Genomic DNA, 22,742 nt, shown 5'->3' with positions numbered 1-22,742 from the left:
ATATTTTTAAAAGGAGGAACGGAAATGAAAAAAAGAACAATAGCGTATTTATTAACATTAACAATTTGCAGCATTACATCCATGTCAGTGTATGCTGAGGAAAAGCCAGGCGAAGATATGGAATTTGTATATGTAACACAGGATATTGCAAATCCGTATTTTATTGAAGTTTACAACGGTTTTGAGGCGGCATGTAAAGAATTAGGAATATCTACGCAGGTTTTGGATGCAAAATATGATGTAGCAACCCAGAAAACATATGTGGAAGATGTAATTGGTCGTAAAGTTGATGGAATTATGATTTCTCCTTTAGATGAAAATGCATTGAAAGATGTAGTTGATGAAGCGAAGAAAGCAGGGATTGTGATTTCTGCGGAAGCGCAACCTATTAGTAATGCTCAGATTGATGGATCCTTGGATGAGTATTCCATCGGGTATGCTATAGGAAGTGCAGCGGCTGATTGGATTAACATGAACTTAGATGGAAAGGGAAAAGCACTTGTTTTAGCTCAAGATGATGTTGAAGCAGTTATTCGTAGAGGAGATGGAATTGTAGATGGAATTACAGAGAATGCTCCAGATTCAGAAATTATTGCAAGACAGAATGCTAGTAATACGGATCTTGGAATGAAAGTATCTGAATCAGTAATGCTTGCACATCCAGAAGTGAATGTTGTATGTGCTTGTGATGATTACACTGCAATTGGGGCTTATGAAGCAATACGAGCAATGGGAGATATTGATGAAAACTTTTATGTCGGAGGTTGTGATGCAACTGATGAAGGCAAAGAGAAAATGAAAGCAGATAATAGTATATATCGTTCATCCATTAATTTGTTCCCCTATGATGCAGGATATGAGATTGCATATGCAATGTTTGAATATTTAACAGAAAATCAGGAAGACGCAGTTGTGGAGCGCCATTATGAGCCGGTATGGCAGACGGATGTAGCAGGAGAAGAAAAATGATAAGTATATTTGTTGCAGAGGTTGAATAGTAGTCAGCCTCTGTGACAAGAAAACAGGATGATATTTATGGAGGAGGCATCCTATGGAAGATACGATATTGGAAGTTAAAGGGATTTGTAAAAGGTTTGGAGGGGTACTAGCTCTGAACGATGTTAATCTTCAGATTACCAGAGGGGAAGTACATGCTCTTGTTGGTGAAAATGGTGCGGGCAAAAGTACATTGATTAAAATTTTAACTGGTGCGACAGAGCCTTCTTCAGGAACTATTGTTTTCGAAGGAAACGAATATACAGAGTTTACACCAGTAAAGTCTTCAGAGTTGGGAATTACCGCAATATATCAGGAATTTAATTTGATTCCGTTTTTGAGCGTAGTTGAAAATATTTATTTTGGCTGTGAAAGACTAAAAAATGGACTCCTTGATAAGAAAATGATGCAAGAAGAATGTCAGAGATTATTTAATGAGATTGGCATAGATATAGATCCAAAAGAAAAGGTAAAAAATCTGGGTATTGCACAGCAACAGTTAGTAGAGATTGCAAAAGCAATTTCGAAGAATGCAAAACTTATTATTATGGATGAGCCAACGGCACCACTTACAGATCGTGAGACAGAGACATTGCATAGACTTGTAAGGCAATTTAAAGAAAAAGGCATTACTATTATATATATATCACACCGTATGGAAGAAATCTTTGATATATGTGATAGAGTTTCAGTGTTGCGTGATGGACATTGGATTTCTACCGGCAGGGTTTCTGATACGAATAGAAGCAAATTAATTGCAGATATGGTTGGTAGAAGTCTTGGAGAAAGTTATCCTAGATCATCAGAAAAACATGTAGAAACAGTATTAGAGGTAAAGGGACTTACAAATAGTAGAATAGAGAATGTTTCTTTTTCATTAAAAAGAGGAGAAATTCTAGGAATTGGTGGTTTAGTTGGAGCTGGAAGAACAGAGGTAGTCAGAGCAATATTTGGAGCGGATAATCTTTATAATGGAGAGATTATTAAAGATGGAAAGGAGATAATAATTAAAACTCCACAAGATGCTTTGAAGCATAATATAGCATTACTTCCAGAGGACAGGAAGACGCAAGGGGTGGTTATGAATTTAAGTATTCGTGATAATATCTCATTGTGTATTCTTGAAAGGCTTTCAAGGTTTTCAATCTTAAATGCAGCAAAAGAAAAAGCTCTTTGTGAAAGACTTGTTGCTGATTTGAAAATAAAGATTAGTTCATTACGCCAAGCAGTGCAGAATTTATCAGGAGGTAATCAGCAGAAAGTAGTTCTTGCAAAATGTCTTGCGACAGAATGTGATATTTTGATGATTGATGAACCTACGAGAGGCATTGATGTTGGTGCGAAACAGGAAATATATAAAATTATGAGAGCATTAGCAGATAGTGGAAAGAGTATCATTATGGTATCTTCTGAAATGCCTGAATTAATTGGGATGTCTGACAGAATTATGGTAATGCGAGATGGTAAAATAGCAGGCGAATTGTATCCAGAAGATTATTCACAGGAAGCTATCTTGAATTACGCGTCGCTTTAAAGGAGGACCATAATGCAAAAAAAAATAGATTTTGGAAAAATGTTAGCAGAATATGCAATCATTGTCATTTTCATTGTGTTATTTGTAGTTATGAGTATTTTTGCCCCAAATTTCTTTACTGGAAATAATATGGTGAATATTTTAAGACAAGTATCAATTAGTGGTATTTGTGCAGTTGGAATGACATTTGTTATGTTGACAGGTGGAATTGATCTTTCTGTAGGAGCTATTCTTGGAGTGAGTGGCGTTTTGACTGCAATGATGATGTTAAAGGGAATTCCATCTTTATTAGCTTCAATAATAGCATTAGCATTGGGAGTCGTAATTGGAGGAATAACAGGTGCAATTATACACTATATTGAGATTCCACCAATGATAGCAACACTTGGAACAATGACTTCTTTGAGAGGCGTTGCTTATTTAATTACGGGGGGTACACCGGTATTTGGATTTGATGAGTCTTACTCAAAAATAGGACAAGGTCATGTTGGAGTGATTCCTATTCCAGTAATTATTCTTGCAATCGTATATGTGATAGGAATATTTGTTCTGTCAAAAACAAAATTCAGCAGATATGTTTATGGCATTGGAGGAAACCAGGAAGTTGCAAGACTTTCAGGAATTAAGGTCGCGAGAGTAAAGATTGCAGTATATGCTATTAGTGGATTTTGTAGTGCACTTGCTGGACTTGTTACGCTTGGAAGAGTAAATAGTGGGCAGCCAAGAGCTGGAGAAAGTTACGAGATGGATGTAATTACGGCGGTTGTTCTTGGTGGTGTTAGTTTAAATGGCGGTGTTGGAAATCTTAGTCATGTTATTTTTGGAGTCCTTATTATAGGTGTCTTGACAAATGGAATGACAATGATGGCAGTGGACGATTACTGGCAGCGTGTAGTAAAAGGATTGATTTTGTTGCTTGCAGTAAGTTTTGATCATTATATTCAGAAAAAAAATATAGGAAGAAAATAAAAAGGAGGATAAGATTATGATGATTAGACCTAAAATGGGATTTGTTGTGTTTGGAGTACATAAAGATGGACTTGAAGATCCTATGGGAGTAAAATTTATTAATGATGAGTTGATTGAACAGGGAAAATCTGCGATTAAAGCAAAAGGTGTAGATCTTGTTGAAAATGACATAGTAGTAGCATACAAAAAAGAAGCAAAGGCGGCTTTAGCAAAGCTGAAACATGATGATTCAGTAGATGGTGTTATTTTATATTCAGGGACATGGGTATGGGCATCAGAGATTGTTGCCGCAGTTAGAGATTTTGAACGTTGTGGAAAAGGTGTGATTATATGGACTGCTCCTGGATCACAGGGGTGGAGGCTTGTGGGAACTCTTGCATTAGGGGCATCATTTAAAGAAATTGGAATGAAATATCGTTCAGTGTACGGATTGGATGATGAAACAGTGGAAAAAGTTGCATGCTTCTCAAGGGCATGTGCATTACGCAATAAATTGAATCTTTCTACAGTTGGCGCTTTTGGTGGCCGTGGAATGGGATTGACATGTGGTGTGGCGGATCCATCACAATGGATGAAGAAATTTGGCGTAGATATTGATTCAAGAGATTCTATGGCAATCTTGAAAGCTGCAGATGAAGCAACTTTGGAGGAAATCGAAGAAGTTAAGGAGACATTAATTAAGCCTTATTTTGAGGAGTTACCACCAGATGATGTATGTACTGAACGTTCAATTAGATTATATCTTGGACTTAAAAAGGTTATTGAAGAAGAAGACTTTGATATGTATGTTATTCAGTCATTTCCAGGAGTTGCAGATATGTATGCAGCAAGTTGCTTTGCTCAGAGTATGATGTTACAGAAGGGAATACCGACAGCTACATTATGTGATTATAATAATGTAATGACTGTATTTTTACTTAGTAATTTATCCAATGATCCAGTTTATTATGGAGATTTTCAGTGTATTGATAAAGAGAAAAAAGAAGTCAAAGTTATTGGAGATGGGGCATGTGCTCCTTCATTGAGCGGTCCAATGAAAGCCAAATTTGCACATCATGGACTTCCAACAGAAGGAGAAGCGGGAGGACTTTCTGTAGAGGCTGTTCTGAAGCCTGGTAAAGTTGTAATGGCAAGAGTTGGAAGAGATAATGGTGAGTTCGAAGTAATTCTCCATAGAGGAACGGTATATACACCAGATCCAGAAGAACTTGAGCGTCAGAGAAAGATATCTGGTATGTGGTTTTGGCCACATGCGTTTATTAAAATGGATGTAGATTATGATCTTGGAGTACAGATATGGAATGGAGAGTATATCACCCTTGCATATGGAGATACAGAAATTTACGATACAATTAAAGAGTTCTGCTATTTGATGGATATTAGACTTATTGAAATGTAAAATGATAAGTTAGAGAAGTCGGAGACTGTTATTAAGAGCAGTCTCTGACTGTAAATGGAGGGTACTAATGGTAGATCGAAAGTTGTTATATCGTTGGTGTAGTATTCGTGTAGAGGATTTAGAAAATCATCCGGATTTGAAACTACCTTTTCGTTTAGTGAAAAATTCTGAAGAAATGGGAGAGCTAATGGCAAAAGAGTTAGCAGAGGATATCAAGAAAGCAAATATAGAGGGAAGAAGCTATAGAGCAATTATTCCATGTGGTCCTAAATGCTGGTATGAGCCATTTGCAAAATATATTAATGAAAATCGTATTAGTTTGCAAAATGTAGAAATTTTTCATATGGATGAGTGCTTAGATTGGCAAGGAAATTTGTTGGCAGAAAATGATCCATATAATTTTTGCTCTTTTATGAAGAAATATTTTTATGGCCCAATTTTACCAGAGTTAAATGTAAAGGAAGAAAATAGAAATTTTTTAAGACCTAATAATATAGAGAGCATTAGAGAGAAGATTGAATTAAAACCTATTGATTTCACATTGGGTGGATGGGGACAAGATGGTCATATTGCGTATAATCAGAGTAAAAGACATCCATTTTGTCATGTTTCAATTGAAGAATTAAAAAATTCGTCTATTCGTATTCAAGAGAACAATTTAGATACTATAATCACTCTTGGTCAAAGAAGTTATGGTGCAGCTTATCAGTTTGTTCCCCCTATGTCAGTGACGTTAGGAATAAAAGAATGTTTATCCGCAAAAAAAGTAAGGTTATTTAGTGATACTGGAACGTGGAAACAGACTGCTCTTAGAGTAGCATTGTTTTCAGATGTTGATGCCGAATATCCGATGACATTATTACAAAATCATCCAGATGCAGTTATAACCGCAACGTATGAAACGGCATGTCACCCTATTTCAGAACATCCAGAATGGGAATTTAAGGGAATCAATATATGAAATCAAAAAAATTTGATTATGTAGTAGGCACAGGAGGAATTGGAACAGGGATTCTGTTTAAATTTCAAGAGAATACAACTTTGGGGCGGGATGAATCACGGTTTGCGAAGCTGGCAGATGCTAAAGATTATTGTAAGTTACATATTATTTTGCATTATGTAGCGACACTTGGGCCCGATATTCCAATTTATACGATTGGAAAAGTGGGGAATGATGATGCGGGCAATAATATAATAAAAATGATGAAACAAGCTAGAATCAATACAGACTATATAGGTGTAGTTGAAGATGTTCCAACTTTGTATTCGGTGTGTTTTACATATCCAGACAGTGATGGAGGGAATATTACAGCTTGCAATAGTGCGAGTAATCAAGTTGAGAAAAAAGATATAGATAATTTTTTTGAGAAAATTTCGGATGAAAATGTGGGACTTGTGCTTGCTGCACCAGAAGTACCTTTGGAAGTAAGAGAGCATTTACTATTATGTGGAAGAAAGCGAGGGTGTTTTAATACGGCATCATTTACCTCATCAGAAGTTCCATTTTGCGTAGATAGGGAAATGTTAAGATATATAGATTTTTTATCTATTAACAAAGATGAAATGCGAACATTTATGCAAGAGTTTGGATGTAAAAACATTCAGGATCCATATGAATGTTATTTACAGATGCGAAAATTTAATCCGCATATTATTGTAGTTATTACATGGGGGAAAGAAGGAGCATTTGTTTTTGGAGAAGGACAAAAAATGAAAGTCCCGGCTATATGGAAAAAGGCAGTGAACTCAGCGGGAGCAGGAGATTGCTATATGGGAACAATGATTGCTGCATTTTTAAAGGGAATTCCGATTTTTGATAATAGTGACGGAGTAGGGATTGCTGGATTGGCAGCTTTGGCATCTTCTATAAAGGTAGAGTGTAAAGATACAATCGATACACAGATTACATTAGAAAGACTATTGTTATGTGCTGATGCCTTAGGAATTCAGTTTACACGGAAGATATACCATAATTTTTTTGGCATAGAACGTGTTTATTAATTAAACTCCTCAGCTACACATGTGGCACCATTATAAATGAAACTGTATGTTAATTTGAAAAAATATTTCAATGCAGAGGTAAATTCCATCACGCCTTGTTTTTTGCGGATTTCACAGGAGGGTTTTGGATAATCAAAGTTCTTGAGGATTTGCCGAACTAATTGGTGCTAGAATATAAATAGTACAAGCCAAAATGAGAAATTCCAAATACACATAAGCATGATACAATAGAGGCATGCTGAAGAAGGATCTCATATGGCAAAGCAACATGACAAACAATTTAAACTTGATGCAGTCCAGTACTACGAGGATCATAAAGATCTTGGTGTACGTGGATGTGCAGAAAATCTTGGCATCGGATACAGCACATTAACGAAATGGCTGAAAGACGTCCGGGAATCAGGTGATATTTCTGTTCGTGGTTCTGGTAATTATGCATCTGATGAGCAGAAGGAAATTGCCTGTCTCAGACGTGAATTACGTGATGCCCAAGATGCACTTGATGTGTTAAAAAAAGCAATCAACATTCTGGGAAAATGACGGAAGCCATTTATCTCGAAGTGTCTGAGAAGACGGAAGCTGCCAAAAAGGCTGGACGTCGGGTTTCCGTCTCCGGAATGTTGAAATTTTTAGGAGTCTCTCACTCAGGATATCTTGCATGACTCCGCCACGTACCTTCTGATACAGAAAAACGTCGTGAAGCTGTAAAAGCAAAAATACAGGATATTTATGATAATTCCAAGCAGAACTACGGTGCTCCGAAAATCACTGTAGAACTTCGAAAACTGGTGAAGTCATTTCGGAAAGAACCGTTGGTACATATATGCACCAAGTGGGAATCCGTGCACAGTGGAGCAAACCATGGACAATTACCACAAAAGATTTCGATTTCAGCACTGAATTACAAAATATCCTTGATGAGCAATTTAATCCTGATCGTCCGAATGCAGTCTGGTGTTCAGATATTACCTACATCTGGACAATAGATGGATTTGTCTATCTGACCAGTGTTATGGATTTATTTTCCAGAAAAATCATAGCCTGGACGCTTTCAGAAACACTGGAAGTATCTTGCGTGATTGATACTATAAACAAAGCCAAAGCTCGTCGAAATATCGTTCAACCATTAATTATCCATTCGGATCGTGGCAGCCAATATGTTGCAAAGGAATATAAAAACCTGCTAACAAAAGTCAAGGCTTTTTAGCAGGTTTTTAAAGCATCGTCTCTATTTTTGCATCTTTAAGCATCGCAGACAAATTCGTAAATAAAGTCTGTAATTTGGGTCATCTAATGAATGATTCAGAAGTTTTTCTATTCTTGCCAAACGTTTAACGAGACTAGTTCTGTGAAGATAGAGTTCCTGAGCAGTTAATGTTACATTGCATTCGTTGTCCAAGTATCGAATTAATGTGTTTAACAAGTCTATTTTCTTCTTTTTCTCATAATGCTGCAGCCGTTTAATATCAGACGTAAACAGCGATGCTTCTGGAATAATATCTGTACAAATTTGTAAGATATAATCCATGATGTAATCATTGAAATGATATATTAGCTTTGCGGATGATGTGTTGATACAATTCTCGCACAAAAATGTAATCTGTTGATAATACACATCTGCATGAAGCAAGTCTGTCATCTCATTGCTGATAGCTGCAATATATCCCATTTCTTTTAACAAATCTTGAAAATATACAGAAATCTGTTGTTCAATGCGAGGGTCATTTACCTGACTGCGCATTATGCCAATAATATTTCCATTATATACAGTGGCAAGTATGTGCGGAGGTATTGAAAGATTCAGCATAGAATCATAATCTCAGCCTGAAGAGCTCTTGCCTCTTGACTTTTCTCAAGCCGGAATAGAGACCATGCTTCATTTTCCTGTAAAGAAAGCTGTGCATATTCCTCACTGCTTAGGGACTGGTTTGTAAGAATATGATATAGGGATTGACCGTGCATAGCATAATTGTTCGCATTTTGTAAATTTTTTAAATATACTTTGCGAAATAAGTTAAAAAAGGCATTGGCCAGGAATAAATCTTTGTCATCAAAGGGTCTATGCGGATCTTCAATAAAAAAACTGCAACAGGCAAAATGTTCCATGGCATAGATATTATAGCAGTAGCAAAGTCTCTTTTATTAAAAAACAGTATTGACAGTGATTCTTTACCTATATACTATTGCAGTAGTAAAAACTTATCAAATACGCAGAAAAAACTAACTTGGTAATATAATCCTTACTGGAGGAGTGAGAATGAAAGAGGTTAATTACCAACATGATGAATGCCCTGTGCAAAGGACATTAAACTTATTTCAGGGAAAATGAAATCTGAGAATCATTTACGAATTATAAAAACAGGAAACGCAGGGACTTGTTTTAAGACAACAGTTTAACGAGGTACTGCCTCATGTTGAATATTAATGAGGATCAGGAGGTTATCAGAAATGACAGAAAGAGAAAAAATGATAAGTGGGAAGTTGTACGATCCAACGGATAAAGAATTGGAACAATTACGCTTGAATGCGCGTAAATTAGCAAGAAAATATAATTTGACAGATGAAGATCAGCAAGAGGAGCAAATGCAGATATTACGACAATTATTGCCAGCAACAGAGGAACTTCCGTATTTGCAGGCGCCTGTTTATTTTGATTATGGATGTAATACTTTCTTTGGAAAATTCAGTTCTGTTAATTTTAACATAATATATAGCAAGAATTCTCCTTCCTCTACAGGTGGGAGATGAATTGCATAAAAACAAAAAGAACACTTGTTCTTCAATACGAACCATGGTATAATAGAATCAGTCGATAAAATAAATATTCGAAAAAAAGGACTGATTTTATGGAAAAAACAGATCACAATGCACATTCGGTATATTTGATGTATTATCATCTGATTATGGTGGTAAAATATCGAAGAAAAGTTATCAATGATCCAATTTCAGAAAGAGCAAAAGAAATATGGGAATATATTGCTCCCCGATATGGGATTGTTTTGGAGGAATGGAATCATGATATTGACCATGTGCATGTAATGTTTCGCGCACAGCCTAAAACGGAACTCAGTAAATTTATCAATGCATATAAAAGTGCCAGCAGCAGGCTGCTGAAAAAAGAGTATCCGGAAATCCGGGAAAAACTTTGGAAAGAAGCATTCTGGAGCCAGAGTTTCTGCCTTTTGACGGCAGGAGGGGCACCAGTTGAAGTAATCCGAAGGTACATCGGAACCCAGGGAGAGAAAAAGTATTGAACATAGCATATCGTTTCCGAATTTATCCAACAGATGAACAGAAAATACTTCTTGGAAAAACATTTGGCTGCTGTCGTTTTCTGTACAACCAGATGCTTAATGACAAGATCCAGGAGTATAAAAAGACAAAAAAGATGTTAAAGAATACACCAGCTATGTATAAAAAGGCGTATCCATTTCTGAAAGAAGTTGATTCGCTGGCACTGGCAAATGTTCAGCTTCATCTGGAGAAAGCATATAAGAACTTTTTCCGTGATCCGAAGATTGGATTTCCACGTTTCAAGTCAAAACATCACACCAAAAACAGCTACACAACAAATGTGGTCAACGGAAACATTCTGGTAGATGGAAGCCGGATCCGGCTTCCAAAATTAAAATGGATCTCCATGAAAAAACACAGGGAGCCTGCAGAAAATTGTCGCCTGAAATCAGTGACAGTCAGTATGGAGCCGTCCGGAAAGTATTTTGCAAGTCTGCTGTATGAAGGATACAGCTGTGAAAACCAAGCGGCAGATAAGGATTACAGCAATGCTAAAATACTGGGGATTGATTATGCGATGCATGGGATGGCAGTGTTTTCAGAAGAGATTGAGATGGAAGAAGCAGGATACTTCAGAAAAAATGAAAAAAGGCTGGCAAGGGAACAGCGAAAACTGTCGAGATGTGTAAAAGGAAGTCATAATTATGTGCGGCAGAAAAAGAAAGTTGCCAGGTGCCATGAAAAAATACGCAGCCAGAGAAGGGATTATCTGCATAAACTGAGCCGCAGGATCACAGATCAGTACGATATAGTTGCGGTGGAAGATATTGATATGAAAGCGATGAGCCAGTGCCTGCATTTTGGGAAAAGTGTGCAGGATAATGGATACGGGATGTTCCGGAATATGCTGGACTATAAGCTTTCCTGGAAGGGAAAAGAATTAGTACAGATAGACCGCTTTTTCCCTTCAAGCAAAAAATGCAGTAAATGCGGAAAGATAAAAAAAGAGCTGAAATTATCCGAAAGAGTTTACCGCTGTACGTGCGGAAATGAGATGGACAGAGACCGAAATGCAGCAATCAACATCCGTGAAGAGGCAAGAAGAATGCTGACAGCATAAAGCGTCCGTATCCGGACAATAAGCAAAAACAAGAAAAAATGCCCGTATCCGGGCGAAAGAATCGCGGGACACGCGAGGATAGCTTGTAGATACTTGGCTCAGTAGAGCCATTGAGCAAGAAGCCCCCACTTCAAAATCTGAGATTTAAGTGGTGTGAGCATGTCACTTTTACATGCTTAGACGTATGTGAAATACATATAGGAGATAATGTGATGATCGGTCCTAACGTTACATTGGCAACTCCTATGCATCCATTATTACCTGAAGAACGTAATATCAGGAAAAGAGAAGATGGAAGTTTTTATAATCTTGAATATGCGAAGCCAATAACTATAAAAGATAATTGCTGGCTGGCATCCAATGTGGTTGTTTGTGGTGGCGTTAGTATAGGAGAGGGCTGTGTAATAGGCGCAGGAAGTGTTGTGACAAGAGATATTCCTCCCTATAGTCTGGCAGCTGGAAATCCATGCCGGGTTATTCGCAAAATAACTGAAAAAGACCATATGTAAAAAGAAAAAATCTTTCTCTGGAAAGATACTTTCATAAAGAGATCGCCAGAGTGCAGTCTGTATGGTATGCGCAGCAATGGATGGAAAGTCTATTTATGAAGAATCAACTGGAGTCTGAATTCGGAGGAGACAGATGCCTAGAGCAGTCAGTGTAATCCGAGCAATCTGATTTCTATAGCCGTAATCCTTTAATATCTTTAATACGTGATAAGATTGTATTGCAGCTGCAGCTGATAACTCCGGGCAGTGTATCAATAACATTGAGCAGGAAGCGTTCCATCTCATCACTTGATGAAGCGACAGCATGTACATGCAGCTTGTCTCTTCCGGTGACACGGTAAATCTGTGTGACTGTATCATTTTTATATAATATATCTGTTACCTGCGGCAGATGGCCTGGCTTTGTTTCAATTTCAAAATAGCATGATACAGCACCATTGATTTTTTGAGGGTTTATTATTGTTGTATATTCTTCAATCACGCCTTTTTTCTCCAGAGCCTGAATTCGGGCCTTTACTGCTACTCTGGAAATGCCAGTTTTTTCACCGATATCAGAGTAAGAGATACGTGCATTTTCTATAAGCAGCTGGATAATCTTCTGATCCAGTGCATCTAAACCGTCCAGGTACATAAGTGTTCCTCCTGTAAAATAATATAGCGTTTCTAAAATATCATATCATTCATATTACCAAAAGTAAACAGTAGCTTGACTAAATTGCTGCAACTGCATATAATTATTACACAACGTAATTTAAAAATTGCATTTTGAATGTACGATTTGATTTAGATGAAGAGAAGAACACGTGAAATTATGAAACCTGTGGAGGAATATGATAATGTCAAAAGATGAGTATTTAATCACAGATGCGCCTCTTAAAGCACTGACGGTTTTTGCAATGCCGATGATTCTCGGCAGCTTTTTTCAGCAAATATATAATATGGCTGACTCTATTATCGTTGGTCAGTTTGTGGGCTCCTCCGCTCTTGCAGCTGTGGGTGCTTGTGCAGCGCTGACCAATGTTTTCATTTGTGTGGCACTGGGTGCCGGTGTAGGTGCCGGTGTGCTGGTGAGCCGCTATTTCGGTGCCAGGGAGTATGGAAAAATGAAAACTATTGTATCAACATCCTTACTTAGCTTTTTAATTCTGAGTATCGTCCTTAGTGTTTTTGGTTTTGGCTTTTCTCACTGGATGATGAGTGCGTTACAAACCCCTGTCGATATAATGGATGATGCAGTGCTGTATTTGCGGGTCTATTTTGTGGGTTTTCTATTTTTGTTTATGTACAACATCCTTTCAACGATGTTCACTTCCATAGGCGAATCAAAAATTCCACTGGGACTCCTGATATTCTCGTCACTCTTAAACATCTTTATGGATCTTTGGATGGTGGCCGGTCTTGGCCTGGGTGTGTTTGGTGCGGCGCTTGCAACCTTGATTGCGCAAGGCATTTCTGCCGTGTTTTCGCTTCTGATTTTTTTACATCGGATGAGGCGATATAAAAGTCACTTTGACTGGTTTGACCGGCAGGAGTTACATTCCATGTTTCAAATTGCTGTACCTTCGGTTCTTCAGCAGTCTACAGTGTCTATTGGTATGATGATCGTGCAGGCAGTTGTAAATCCGTTCGGCACGCAGGCACTTGCTGGGTATGCGGCAACGATGCGGGTAGAGAATGTTTTTTCACTGATTTTTGTTTCCATCGGAAATGCAGTTTCGCCATATGTTTCCCAGAACTTGGGCGCAAACAAACCCCAGCGTATCAAAAAAGGTTACCAAGCTGCATTGGTGCTGGATGTGTGTTTTGCAGCCATTGCTTTTATTGTCATTGAAACGCTGCATACGCAAATTTCCTCGTTGTTTCTTGGTAAAGACGGAACAGCCCTGGCCTATCAGGTATCCGAGGATTATATGAGATGGCTTGGCTATTTCTTCATCTTTATGGGAATCAAAATGGCAACGGATGGAGTTCTTCGGGGTCTGGGAATTATGCGGCCGTTCCTCATTGCAAACATGGTGAACCTGGCGATTCGTCTGTCTGTTGCGTTGATTTTTGCACCGCGTTTTGGCATTGCATTTGTCTGGCTTGCTGTACCCGCTGGCTGGCTTGCCAATTTTTTAATATCCTATGTGGCTCTCAGGAAATCATGGCCAACTGATAAAGTGGTGCTATCTCAATAACTTAAAGTAATTTACAAGGAAAAATGAATATTATGAATGATGAATGTGTGGTATTGAATGCAAAGAAAATGAATTTTGATGGAAAGCTGGATTTTTCATTTTATCTTTTGATGTTACAGTATATGATGATATTGAATCTGAGTTCTGCAATGCAGGTACAGATGAAGATGTTGGCATGTGGAAACCATCCGCGTTTATTATAAATACTTCAAGAGGCACACCTGTAGATCATAACAGCAATCATACAAAAAATGCAAATGCGAGAATGTTTTTATGATTTGCGGATTTTATCCGGAGGGAAAAACATGAGTGATACAAGAGAAATAACGGCTGCGATGGGGCAGAAGGCAGGAGCTGTTGATGAATCTATATTGTCAGACGAAGAAAAGCAGCGGGTGGATGCATTTGCCAAAAAGATTGATATTTTGAATATTAAAATGGTCAATTCTTATGGCACTGCAGCACAGAAGGGCATTTCGGCTTTTTCTTCGTCAATGATGGGAACTGTAAAGACAAAAGAATTCGGTGAAGTGGGTGACTGCCTACGTGAACTTCAAGTGGCAATTAACAGTACGGCTGTACCACAGAAAAAAGGATTACTTGGTCTTTTTAGGAAGGGAAAACAGAAAGCTGCATATGTGATCGCAAATTATGAAAGTGCTGAGACGATTATTAAAAAGATTGAAAAAGATCTGAAGAGACATCAGCAAACTTTGACAAAAGATATTTATGTGTTTGAGCAGATGTATGATCTGAATTTGGAATGCTATAAAGAACTGACAATGTATATTCTTGCAGGGAAGAAAGCCCTTGAAATTGCAAGAAATACAAAACTGGCTGAACTTAGAAACAAAGCAGAATTAACACAGGATCAGTTGGATATTCAGCTTTGTAAAGACTACGAGGACGCATGTCAACGTTTTGAAAAGAGAGTTTTTGATCTGGAAACAACCAGACTTATATCTATTCAGATGGCACCACAGATCAGAATACTTCAGAATGCTGATCAGCAAGTAGTAGCCAGGCTTCGTTCTGACATTATTAATACCATTCCGCTTTGGAGAAATCAGATGATACTGGCATTGGGCATTGAACATACAGCAAAAGCTCTTAATGCTGCATTGGCATCAGAAAGAGCTAATGTTGATGTAGAGACTCTTCGCAAGGTAAATGCTGATATCATTACTTCCATTCATGAAGTGGTTAAGATTCATGAAGAAGGGGCAAAACACCGTGCAGAAGCACAAGCAGAATTTGCTAAGATTGAAGATGACCTGAATAGATAAGGAAATACTTCTCTGTATGGCGCTGGTATCAATTCCGCATAGCGTTTAAGAGTTTGAACTGTATCAGATGTACAACCGGATAAACCAACAATAACTGTCAGAATGAATATTCCTAAATATCGTTTCATAAGGCTCCTCCTGCTTGCTGTATAATTATTTTATCTGATGTCTTTCTATATAATTAAGTCACAAGCAGGAGAAAACGTTACAAAAAATTTAATCATAGTTTTTGTATGGAGATTTCATTATAAGGTGGTGACCTGGGTGATCATTTCGCTGAAAGAAGGATGGGGACGGATCACAGAAGCCATTTCTTCCAGAGTGAGCTTTTGGGCAATGGCAACAGCAAATTCACTGATCATATCAGTGGCTCTGGCGCAAAGAAGCTGTGCACCGATGATCACATGAGTTTCTTCCAGATAGACCACCTTCATAAACCCGCGTTCCTGTAGGGATAATACGGATTTTCCATTGGCAGAGCTTAAAATTTTATGACTTTTGGCGGCAAGTCCCTGTTCTTTTGCCTGATCCAGTGTGAGACCTATGGAAGCAATTTCCGGAGCAGCATAGATACAGGAGGGAACAAGATCAAGGACAGGGATACTTATATGTGAGACAGCACTGCTGGATGTATCATTTGATAATGCTGCTGCAATCTGATGGACAGCATGAACTCCTTGTGCAGTGGCAGCATGTGCCAGCTGCAGTTTTCCATTTACATCGCCGATGGCATAAATACCGGGAAGGCTGGTCTGAAAATGTTCGTCTGTCAGGATACGGCCACGTTCCATGGAAGGAGCAAGACCATCAGCAAATAGCCCATCTGTATAAGGCTTTCGGCCGGTAGCGATCAAAACCGCCTGTGCAGTGCAAGTGCAGACCGTATCTTTTTCCGTGTAAGTGCATAAGAGGCCCTCATCCGTAGATTCCAGAGACTGTACTTTGGCTCCGGTATGGATATCTGCACCTTTTTTCTTCAGGGATTGCTTCAGACTCTGCCCTAGCTCCTTGTCCATGTTGGCAATCAAAGAAGGAAGTGCTTCCAGGATCGTGACTTTGGTTCCAAGTGCCTGCCAGATTCCGGCAAATTCTACACCGATCACACCGCCACCAATGATCAGCAGAGAAGAAAATGGTTCCTGATTCCAGGAGAGCAGCTCATCACTGGTCATTACACCAGGCAGATCATGTCCGGGAATCGGTGGAACAGAAGGAATACTGCCGGAGGCTAACAGAATCTGCCGCGTCTCAATGATAACAGGATCAGCCCCATCGGATGTGATCTGTACCTGCTTGATCCCTTTATTGTCGGATGCATCAGTGCCGGTATGGATAACTGTTCCCAGGCCTTGATACATAGTAACTTTTGCAGCTTTTAAAAGAGCTGAAATCCCTTTTTGTAAAGTGGTGATCGTTGTCTGTTTATGTTGCTGAATCTTGTTAAGATCGGCCTGGACATGCTCTGCAGAGACACCAAAACGTTCTGCATTACAGATTTCCTTATAGAGTTCTGAAGAATGGAGCAGTGTTTTGGTAGGGATACATCCCCGGTTCAGGCAGGTTCCTCCCAGAGAATCCTTTTCGATCAGAGCAGTGCGAAGCCCAAGCTTTGCTGCTTCCAGAGCTGCTTCATATCCGCCTGGGCCGGCACCGATGACAGTCAGGTCATAGATGGTTGTTGTCATTTCTGCCATGGATAAATTCTCTCCTTTTCATTAGATTTGTTCTTGTACCATCCGACTTAAGTCAGAACGGACATTTTCAGGAACCATATGTTGTTCCAGAGATCGGTCTAATGCTTTGCAAAGTACATCAGTACGATAAGGGAGACCCTGAAATTCCGTACCGATATCAGAAAACCAGTCTGCCTCCATGGAATCAGAAGAAAGCAGTGCTTCGGTGATCATTCCTTCGTTTACATGAAGATCAAGATTAACCTCACCCCATGAAAAACGTTGTTCCAGCCGATTAGTGAACGGAATCTTTGGCCCGTATTTCCAACGATCCGAGGAGAAACGCTCTCTGCCTTTGCAAATGGCAGTCTGCGCTAACCGATCTGCACACAAAGGTACAGCAGGTAATCCATATACTTTGGAAAATGCGGTAAACATAGCCTGTTTCATGGTGTCCACGGTGATGTGAGGACAAAGGGAAGACAGATTTACTACTCTGGAGCGGACGGAGCTTACACCTTTTGACTGCAATTTTGCTTTGGAAGGATTCAAAAAACGGGACATGGAAGCTGTATCTACATTCAGCAGCAGTGTCCCATGATGGTAATAACATCCCTTGGAGTCAAAAAATGCATTTCCGGAAAACTTCTGTCCGTTGATGGCCACATCATTTCGACCGGTCTTCTCAGCAGTCAGTCCAAAGGAAGCAACTGCTTCTACGATCACCTGTAGCTGACGGTCTACATCTGCATCTTCTTTGCGCATACAGAAAGTAAAATTCAGATTTCCCAGATCATGGTAGACGGCTCCCCCGCCGGAGAGGCGGCGGACCAGATGGCCGCCGTCTGCTTCCAGTTCTGATACACGGCACTCCTTCCAGCAATTCTGATTTCGCCCGATCACAACCGTATGTGCATTTTGCCATAAGTATAAAATGCATTCTCCCGGTTCTGCGTGAAAGGTCAGATATTCTTCCTCTGCAAGATTTGTATAAGGATCGGTAGTCATGCTTTCGTATGTGGTCAGAGTCTGTATCATCGTGGATTCCTCCTGCTAGAGATTAGTTCGATATTATTCGGGATTATAATTCAAGAATGCCTCGGCATTCTTGCTGCGAGGTGCGCGTCATGCAATTGCATGACATACTTCTACTGCGCACCTCTGCAATCCTGCCGGAGGCTATATCAGCTGGGGGATTGACTCCCACCACTGATACTAGCTTGTTTCTCACCCTATAGAGGTGGGAGTCATCTCTCAGCTGATATAACGTACCACAGGTTTTCGTGCGGCACCGACTTCGTCCAACCTGCGGACAGGTGTTTCAAATGGATATTCATGCATTTTTTCCGGATGGGTCTGGGACTCTGTTAGTACATCCAGGAAGATCTGTACTGCTTCATCCAATGTTTCGCGGCTTTCTGTCTCAGTAGGCTCGATCATCAACGCTTCATGGACGATCAGCGGGAAGTACATAGTAGGCGGATGGATACCGTGATCCAGCAATGCCTTGGCAATATCAAGGGCTGAAACATTCCGCTCATGCTTTTCCTGTTCCAATGTCATGACAAACTCATGCATGCAGGTGTGATCGTATGCCATCCTGTAGTGGCCGGTCAGCTTGTGCATCATATAGTTGGCATTCAGCACTGCAGTAGTGGCTGCTTCCGGAATACCTTCACGGCCAAGAGTCAGGATATAGCAGAAAGCACGGACCACAACCAGGAAATTGGAAGAGAAGCTGCGTACATTCCCAATAGCATGGGCAGCAGTCTTGGCTGTGAAAGTACCGTCTGTCTGTTTGTTAATGCGAAGTCCAGGAAGGAATGGCGTCAGAAAATCTTTGCAGGCAACTGGTCCGCTTCCAGGCCCGCCTCCACCGTGAGGGGTGGAAAATGTTTTATGCAGATTCAGATGCATTACATCAAAGCCCATGTCGCCAGGACGGGTAATGCCCATAACTGCATTTAAGTTTGCTCCATCGTAATAGCATAATCCGCCGGCATCATGAACGATCCGGGTGATCTCTGCAATATTTGGATCAAACAGACCAACTGTATTTGGATTCGTGAGCATCAGGCCGGCAGTGTCATCACCTACAGCGGCTTTTAATGCTTCCAAATCTACACACCCATGCTCATCGGACGGGATATTGATCACATCGAAGTCAGCCATAGCTGCACTGGCAGGATTGGTGCCATGGGCAGAATCCGGAACAATGATCTTTGTACGTTTGCTGTCACCACGGCTTTCATGCCATGCTTTGATCAGAAGGAGACCGGTAAACTCACCGTGAGCACCTGCTGCAGGCTGAAGAGTACATGCCTGCATTCCGGTGATCTCACATAATGCTTCTTCAATGGAAGAGAGTACTTCCAGACATCCCTGCACATCCTTGGTATCCTGCAAAGGATGAATGTTGGTAAATCCAGGGAGAAGAGAGGCAGCATCGTTGATCTTCGGATTGTATTTCATGGTACAGGAGCCAAGAGGATAAAAACCATCATTAACTCCATGTGTCTGTTTTGCCAGATCCGTATAGTGACGGCTGAGTTCTGTCTCAGATACCTCCGGGAGATGCAGTGCTTTTTTACGCATTGGTACTTTGATAGTTACTTCAGGGGTCGTGCAGGACGGGATCAGGTCGCAGCCTCTTCCGGGTGCCCCCATTTCAAATATAAGTTTCATGCAAGCACCTCCTTTATCACAGCAATAAGACTATCGATCTCAGATTTTGTATTCATTTCAGTGGTGCACCAGAGCATTTCAGACTGTCCGGTCACAAGTCCTGATAAATATCCGTGTGCAGCCAGCTTTTCAGAGAGAACAGCTGCATCACAGGGACAGGTGGTTACAAATTCATGAAAAAATTCACCGGTATATTTCCTGGTAAATCCCAGGGCAGTCAATTCATCCAGCAGATAGCGGGCATTGGCCATACAGGAAACAGCCACTTTTTCAAGTCCGGCACTACCCATAGCCGACAGATAGACTGCGGCGGTCATAGCACAAAGTGCTTCGTTGGAACAGATATTGGAGCTTGCTTTCTCTCGGCGGATGTGCTGCTCACGTGCCTGAAGAGTAAGGACATAAGCCCGTTTGCCATCCACATCGGTGGTCTGACCTACGATCCGGCCAGGAAGCTTTCTCATCATGTCTTTGGTAGAAGCCATGAATCCAAGATAAGGTCCACCAAATCCTATAGGAAGTCCCAATGGCTGGCCTTCACCTACCGCTACATCGGCACCAAATTCTCCCGGAGTTTCAAGAAGACCAAGGGCAATGGGGTTGCAGCTGGCGATCAGTTTGGCACCGGAATTGTGTACAGCATTCGCAATGGCAGCTCCATCTTCGATCAATCCATGATAGTTTGGGGTCTGAATGATCAGACAGGCGATGGAGGAAGTATCCATAGCGTTCCAGCTTTCCAAATCTGTAAGACCATCTTTCTCGGGAAGGATCACAAGGGAGGCTCCGGAACCAAAGCAGTAGGTACGGATCACAGATAAGGTTTTGGGATCCACAGAAGCACTGACACAGACAGTTCCTCGTTTTCGGTCACGACACATGGCGGCAGCCTCTGCGGCAGCGGTTGCACCGTCATAAACAGATGCATTGGAAACATCCATTCCTGTTAGTTCACAGATCATGGTCTGATATTCAAAAATCGACTGCAGCAATCCCTGGCTGATCTCTGCCTGATAAGGGGTATATGCAGTGACAAATTCTTCTTTTGAAGTGACTTGTTTCACGATGGCCGGAATATAGTGCTGATAGGATCCGGCGCCTCGGAAAATATGAGAAAAACGTGTGTTTTTCTCTGAGATTTCCTCCATTTTCCTGGCTACTTCCATTTCAGACAGGCCGACCGGTAAAGACAGTCCGTCTTTTAAACGAAGAGACTCAGGAATATCCGCATACAGTTCATCGAAAGAATGCATTCCGATGGAGTGCAGCATATCCAGTCGTTCTTCTCTGGTGCTAGGTATGTAAGAACCCATGACAGTTACCTCCTGTAGATAAATTCCGGCTGATCAGCCGTTACTTTCTGACTGACAGTGAGCTTCATACTCAGCAGCACTGATCAGCTCTTCTTCATCAGTGATATCTTTTACCTTGATGAGCCATGCATCATAAGGTGCTTCGTTGATCAGTTCCGGGTGATCCAGAAGCTCTTCATTGATTTCGCAGACAGTTCCGGATACCGGGGAGAAAATATCGGATACAGCTTTGACAGACTCTACATCACCTAAAGCTTCTCCGGCAGTAACGGTATCATCGATCTCCGGCAGATTGACAAATACCAGATCACCAAGCTCGCTCTGTGCAAAGTCAGTAAGACCGATCAAAGTGATATCGCCTTCTTTTTTAACCCATTCATGTGATTTGGAATAACGTAATGTTTCTGGACAGTTCATAATAGAAATCCTCCGTAATTTTATTATTATATGAAATTTATTTTTTTGTTTTTGAATAGAATGGAAGAGAGACAACTTCCATCTCAACTTTTCTGCCGCGTACATCGGCGGTAAGCTTGGTTCCCACAGCTGCGTATGCCTTGTCTACCAGCGCCATGGCAATAGGATATCCAAGATAGGGGGCATGGGTGCCGGAAGTGGTCATGCCAACCTTTATATCACCGGAGAAGACAGGCATGTGTTCTCTGACAATGCCGCGGCCGGTAATTTTCAGTCCTATGCGTGTTCGTGCAGGCTCGCTTGCCTCCAGGGCTTCTTTGCCGATAAACTCTTCTTTGGAAAACTTTACACAGAAGCCAAGGCCGCTTTCCAGAGGAGTGATGGTCTCATTCATTTCATGTCCATATAAAGGCATTCCGGCTTCCAGACGCAGTGTGTCCCGGGCTCCAAGTCCGCAGCAGGTCAGACCTTCTTCTTTTCCTGTTTCCAGCAGAAGCTCCCACATGGCTGCAGCATTCTCAGCATCAAGATAAAGCTCGTATCCTGCGGAACCGGTATAACCGGTCTTGGAGACTATGCAGTGCATACCGCCGATGGTACGGTCAAAGCAGGCACTATAGTATTTTACCGGAAATTCGTCTTCCGGAAGAAGCTTTGCCAGGATCTCATGGGCTTTTGGACCTTGTACAGCGATCTGGGCAACAGAGTGGGAAATGTCTGTGAATGTGGCTCCTCCAACATCCTGCTCATGAGCTTTCATCCATGTAAAGTCCTTATCTTTGTTGGCAGCGTTCACTACGATAAAATAACGCTCATCCCGGACCTTATAAACGATCAGATCATCTACGCAGCAGCCGTTTTCATAGCACATGAGACTGTATCTTGCCTGGCCGTCGTACATATTTGTGAAATCGTTGGTCAGCAGATGATTCAGCAGCTTTAGTGCCCCGGGACCTTCGCAAAGAATTTCTCCCATATGGGATACATCAAAGAGGCCACAGGATTCCCGAACTGCCATATGCTCTGCAATCACACCAGTCTGGTACTGGACAGGAAGAAGATATCCGGCAAAGGGAACGATCTTGCCTCCGTGTGCCTGATGGGTGGAATAGAGCGGTGTTGTTTTTTCCATAGGTGATTCCTCCTTATCTCACATCAGAATGACAAACAAAAAAGCACAGAACAAATAGATACTTGTTCTGCGCTCTGTCATCTTAACCTGAAAGATTACCCGAAACTTGTGATCGGTTGCTTCTTCGGTGCAACTTTGCTGTTGCTTTCCAGAGGTTCGTCGGAAACTGGTCCGTTTGCCTGAGAGTTCTTCAGCCCCTTCGGCGCACATTTCTGTGTCTCTCCCAGTTTCGTCATCCGATGTCTTTAATTACCCTCATGCTAACATAAAATGCCGAGAACGTCAATGAAAAGC

23 protein-coding genes, 1 pseudogene and 1 riboswitch are annotated in these 22,742 nt (G+C 40.8%); of the genes and pseudogenes, 15 read left to right on the top strand and 9 right to left on the bottom strand.

Annotated features, from left to right (window positions below; all coding sequences use genetic code 11):
• The first annotated feature begins 24 nt into the window (after positions 1 to 24).
• From AB5916_RS06890 to AB5916_RS06855, 8 genes are all read left to right on the top strand, one after another.
• Complete coding sequence (locus AB5916_RS06890) at positions 25 to 969, top strand: sugar ABC transporter substrate-binding protein (protein WP_158422691.1); 945 nt, start codon at positions 25 to 27, stop codon at positions 967 to 969.
• A gap of 82 nt (positions 970 to 1,051) precedes the next feature.
• Positions 1,052 to 2,530, top strand: coding sequence for a sugar ABC transporter ATP-binding protein (locus AB5916_RS06885; protein WP_158422692.1), 1,479 nt, complete (start codon positions 1,052 to 1,054; stop codon positions 2,528 to 2,530).
• A 12-nt stretch (positions 2,531 to 2,542) separates the two neighbouring features.
• Positions 2,543 to 3,499: an ABC transporter permease gene (locus tag AB5916_RS06880; RefSeq protein ID WP_368189929.1), complete on the top strand. Its 957-nt coding sequence runs from the start codon at positions 2,543 to 2,545 to the stop codon at positions 3,497 to 3,499.
• Positions 3,500 to 3,515: 16 nt separating this feature from the next.
• On the top strand, positions 3,516 to 4,898 hold the full coding sequence (locus AB5916_RS06875) for a hypothetical protein (RefSeq protein WP_368189927.1): 1,383 nt from the start codon (positions 3,516 to 3,518) through the stop codon (positions 4,896 to 4,898).
• Positions 4,899 to 4,965: 67 nt separating this feature from the next.
• Complete coding sequence (locus tag AB5916_RS06870; RefSeq protein WP_158422695.1) at positions 4,966 to 5,859, top strand: hypothetical protein; 894 nt, start codon at positions 4,966 to 4,968, stop codon at positions 5,857 to 5,859.
• Positions 5,856 to 6,899 carry a carbohydrate kinase family protein gene (locus tag AB5916_RS06865; protein ID WP_368189925.1) on the top strand — a complete coding sequence of 348 codons (1,044 nt, stop codon included), beginning with the start codon at positions 5,856 to 5,858 and terminating at the stop codon, positions 6,897 to 6,899. The genes AB5916_RS06870 and AB5916_RS06865 overlap by 4 nt, the downstream gene beginning before the upstream one ends.
• A gap of 255 nt (positions 6,900 to 7,154) precedes the next feature.
• Positions 7,155 to 7,439, top strand: coding sequence for a transposase (locus tag AB5916_RS06860; RefSeq protein ID WP_158422697.1), 285 nt, complete (start codon positions 7,155 to 7,157; stop codon positions 7,437 to 7,439).
• 292 nt (positions 7,440 to 7,731) lie between these two features.
• Positions 7,732 to 8,106 carry a transposase gene (locus AB5916_RS06855; protein ID WP_368189923.1) on the top strand — a complete coding sequence of 125 codons (375 nt, stop codon included), beginning with the start codon at positions 7,732 to 7,734 and terminating at the stop codon, positions 8,104 to 8,106.
• Between the two features lie 21 nt (positions 8,107 to 8,127).
• On the opposite strand, the gene AB5916_RS06850 is transcribed toward AB5916_RS06855, so the two are convergent.
• Together AB5916_RS06850 and AB5916_RS06845 are read right to left on the bottom strand one after the other, a co-directional pair.
• Positions 8,128 to 8,706, bottom strand: coding sequence for a helix-turn-helix domain-containing protein (locus AB5916_RS06850; RefSeq protein ID WP_158422701.1), 579 nt, complete (start codon positions 8,704 to 8,706; stop codon positions 8,128 to 8,130).
• A complete protein-coding gene (locus AB5916_RS06845; protein WP_368189921.1) occupies positions 8,700 to 9,005 on the bottom strand; it encodes a hypothetical protein in 306 nt (101 codons plus the stop codon). The genes AB5916_RS06850 and AB5916_RS06845 overlap by 7 nt, the downstream gene beginning before the upstream one ends.
• A gap of 342 nt (positions 9,006 to 9,347) precedes the next feature.
• On the opposite strand from AB5916_RS06845, the gene AB5916_RS06840 reads away from it, so the two are divergent.
• From AB5916_RS06840 to AB5916_RS06825, 4 genes and pseudogenes are all read left to right on the top strand, one after another.
• Positions 9,348 to 9,647: a maltose acetyltransferase domain-containing protein gene (locus AB5916_RS06840; RefSeq protein WP_368189920.1), complete on the top strand. Its 300-nt coding sequence runs from the start codon at positions 9,348 to 9,350 to the stop codon at positions 9,645 to 9,647.
• Between the two features lie 98 nt (positions 9,648 to 9,745).
• Complete coding sequence (tnpA, locus tag AB5916_RS06835) at positions 9,746 to 10,153, top strand: IS200/IS605 family transposase (protein WP_368189918.1); 408 nt, start codon at positions 9,746 to 9,748, stop codon at positions 10,151 to 10,153.
• Positions 10,150 to 11,253 carry an RNA-guided endonuclease TnpB family protein gene (locus tag AB5916_RS06830; protein WP_368189917.1) on the top strand — a complete coding sequence of 368 codons (1,104 nt, stop codon included), beginning with the start codon at positions 10,150 to 10,152 and terminating at the stop codon, positions 11,251 to 11,253. Before tnpA ends, AB5916_RS06830 begins: the two co-directional genes overlap by 4 nt.
• 89 nt (positions 11,254 to 11,342) lie before the next feature.
• Positions 11,343 to 11,762 (top strand): annotated as a pseudogene (locus AB5916_RS06825) (DapH/DapD/GlmU-related protein); the annotation flags it as partial.
• Between the two features lie 172 nt (positions 11,763 to 11,934).
• Here AB5916_RS06825 and AB5916_RS06820 read toward each other — a convergent pair.
• Positions 11,935 to 12,393, bottom strand: coding sequence for an Lrp/AsnC family transcriptional regulator (locus AB5916_RS06820; protein ID WP_158422868.1), 459 nt, complete (start codon positions 12,391 to 12,393; stop codon positions 11,935 to 11,937).
• Positions 12,394 to 12,598: 205 nt separating this feature from the next.
• On the opposite strand from AB5916_RS06820, the gene AB5916_RS06815 reads away from it, so the two are divergent.
• From AB5916_RS06815 to AB5916_RS06805, 3 genes are all read left to right on the top strand, one after another.
• On the top strand, positions 12,599 to 13,942 hold the full coding sequence (locus AB5916_RS06815) for an MATE family efflux transporter (RefSeq protein WP_368189915.1): 1,344 nt from the start codon (positions 12,599 to 12,601) through the stop codon (positions 13,940 to 13,942).
• 32 nt (positions 13,943 to 13,974) lie between these two features.
• Positions 13,975 to 14,145 carry a hypothetical protein gene (locus AB5916_RS06810; RefSeq protein ID WP_368189913.1) on the top strand — a complete coding sequence of 57 codons (171 nt, stop codon included), beginning with the start codon at positions 13,975 to 13,977 and terminating at the stop codon, positions 14,143 to 14,145.
• A 102-nt stretch (positions 14,146 to 14,247) separates the two neighbouring features.
• Positions 14,248 to 15,228: a toxic anion resistance protein gene (locus AB5916_RS06805; RefSeq protein ID WP_368189911.1), complete on the top strand. Its 981-nt coding sequence runs from the start codon at positions 14,248 to 14,250 to the stop codon at positions 15,226 to 15,228.
• Positions 15,229 to 15,473: 245 nt separating this feature from the next.
• Here the strand turns inward: AB5916_RS06805 and lpdA are convergent, their stop codons facing one another.
• From lpdA to gcvT, 6 genes are all read right to left on the bottom strand, one after another.
• A complete protein-coding gene (lpdA, locus tag AB5916_RS06800; RefSeq protein WP_368189909.1) occupies positions 15,474 to 16,922 on the bottom strand; it encodes a dihydrolipoyl dehydrogenase in 1,449 nt (482 codons plus the stop codon).
• 21 nt (positions 16,923 to 16,943) lie between these two features.
• Positions 16,944 to 17,939 (bottom strand): lipoate--protein ligase, encoded by a 996-nt coding sequence (locus AB5916_RS06795; RefSeq protein WP_368189908.1) that lies wholly within the window; start codon positions 17,937 to 17,939, stop codon positions 16,944 to 16,946.
• Positions 17,940 to 18,155: 216 nt separating this feature from the next.
• Entirely contained in the window at positions 18,156 to 19,586 is a 1,431-nt protein-coding gene (gene gcvPB, locus AB5916_RS06790; protein WP_368189906.1) for an aminomethyl-transferring glycine dehydrogenase subunit GcvPB, read from the bottom strand.
• Positions 19,583 to 20,899 (bottom strand): aminomethyl-transferring glycine dehydrogenase subunit GcvPA, encoded by a 1,317-nt coding sequence (gene gcvPA / locus AB5916_RS06785; protein WP_368189904.1) that lies wholly within the window; start codon positions 20,897 to 20,899, stop codon positions 19,583 to 19,585. The genes gcvPB and gcvPA overlap by 4 nt, the downstream gene beginning before the upstream one ends.
• A gap of 33 nt (positions 20,900 to 20,932) precedes the next feature.
• Positions 20,933 to 21,316: a glycine cleavage system protein GcvH gene (gcvH, locus tag AB5916_RS06780; RefSeq protein ID WP_158422860.1), complete on the bottom strand. Its 384-nt coding sequence runs from the start codon at positions 21,314 to 21,316 to the stop codon at positions 20,933 to 20,935.
• Positions 21,317 to 21,353: 37 nt separating this feature from the next.
• Positions 21,354 to 22,448 (bottom strand): glycine cleavage system aminomethyltransferase GcvT, encoded by a 1,095-nt coding sequence (gene gcvT, locus AB5916_RS06775; RefSeq protein WP_368189902.1) that lies wholly within the window; start codon positions 22,446 to 22,448, stop codon positions 21,354 to 21,356.
• 157 nt (positions 22,449 to 22,605) lie between these two features.
• Positions 22,606 to 22,684, bottom strand: a riboswitch (glycine riboswitch).
• Positions 22,685 to 22,742 lie beyond the last annotated feature (58 nt).

The sequence above is a fragment of the Blautia sp. 1033sp1_1033st1_G9_1033SCRN_220408 genome (assembly GCF_040929965.1).
In the GTDB taxonomy this organism is placed as follows: Bacteria; Bacillota; Clostridia; order Lachnospirales; family Lachnospiraceae; genus Blautia_A; species Blautia_A ammoniilytica.
This window is presented reverse-complemented; position numbering and strand designations above follow the sequence as displayed.

Coding starts and splice junctions, on each gene's coding strand:
- AB5916_RS06890 (WP_158422691.1), top strand. CDS start 25: ATGAAAAAAAGAACAATAGCGTATTTATTAACATTAACAATTTGCAGC.
- AB5916_RS06885 (WP_158422692.1), top strand. CDS start 1,052: ATGGAAGATACGATATTGGAAGTTAAAGGGATTTGTAAAAGGTTTGGA.
- AB5916_RS06880 (WP_368189929.1), top strand. CDS start 2,543: ATGCAAAAAAAAATAGATTTTGGAAAAATGTTAGCAGAATATGCAATC.
- AB5916_RS06875 (WP_368189927.1), top strand. CDS start 3,516: ATGATGATTAGACCTAAAATGGGATTTGTTGTGTTTGGAGTACATAAA.
- AB5916_RS06870 (WP_158422695.1), top strand. CDS start 4,966: ATGGTAGATCGAAAGTTGTTATATCGTTGGTGTAGTATTCGTGTAGAG.
- AB5916_RS06865 (WP_368189925.1), top strand. CDS start 5,856: ATGAAATCAAAAAAATTTGATTATGTAGTAGGCACAGGAGGAATTGGA.
- AB5916_RS06860 (WP_158422697.1), top strand. CDS start 7,155: ATGGCAAAGCAACATGACAAACAATTTAAACTTGATGCAGTCCAGTAC.
- AB5916_RS06850 (WP_158422701.1), bottom strand. CDS start 8,706: ATGCTGAATCTTTCAATACCTCCGCACATACTTGCCACTGTATATAAT.
- AB5916_RS06845 (WP_368189921.1), bottom strand. CDS start 9,005: ATGGAACATTTTGCCTGTTGCAGTTTTTTTATTGAAGATCCGCATAGA.
- AB5916_RS06840 (WP_368189920.1), top strand. CDS start 9,348: ATGACAGAAAGAGAAAAAATGATAAGTGGGAAGTTGTACGATCCAACG.
- tnpA (WP_368189918.1), top strand. CDS start 9,746: ATGGAAAAAACAGATCACAATGCACATTCGGTATATTTGATGTATTAT.
- AB5916_RS06820 (WP_158422868.1), bottom strand. CDS start 12,393: ATGTACCTGGACGGTTTAGATGCACTGGATCAGAAGATTATCCAGCTG.
- AB5916_RS06815 (WP_368189915.1), top strand. CDS start 12,599: ATGTCAAAAGATGAGTATTTAATCACAGATGCGCCTCTTAAAGCACTG.
- AB5916_RS06810 (WP_368189913.1), top strand. CDS start 13,975: ATGAATGATGAATGTGTGGTATTGAATGCAAAGAAAATGAATTTTGAT.
- AB5916_RS06805 (WP_368189911.1), top strand. CDS start 14,248: ATGAGTGATACAAGAGAAATAACGGCTGCGATGGGGCAGAAGGCAGGA.
- lpdA (WP_368189909.1), bottom strand. CDS start 16,922: ATGGCAGAAATGACAACAACCATCTATGACCTGACTGTCATCGGTGCC.
- AB5916_RS06795 (WP_368189908.1), bottom strand. CDS start 17,939: ATGATACAGACTCTGACCACATACGAAAGCATGACTACCGATCCTTAT.
- gcvPB (WP_368189906.1), bottom strand. CDS start 19,586: ATGAAACTTATATTTGAAATGGGGGCACCCGGAAGAGGCTGCGACCTG.
- gcvPA (WP_368189904.1), bottom strand. CDS start 20,899: ATGGGTTCTTACATACCTAGCACCAGAGAAGAACGACTGGATATGCTG.
- gcvH (WP_158422860.1), bottom strand. CDS start 21,316: ATGAACTGTCCAGAAACATTACGTTATTCCAAATCACATGAATGGGTT.
- gcvT (WP_368189902.1), bottom strand. CDS start 22,448: ATGGAAAAAACAACACCGCTCTATTCCACCCATCAGGCACACGGAGGC.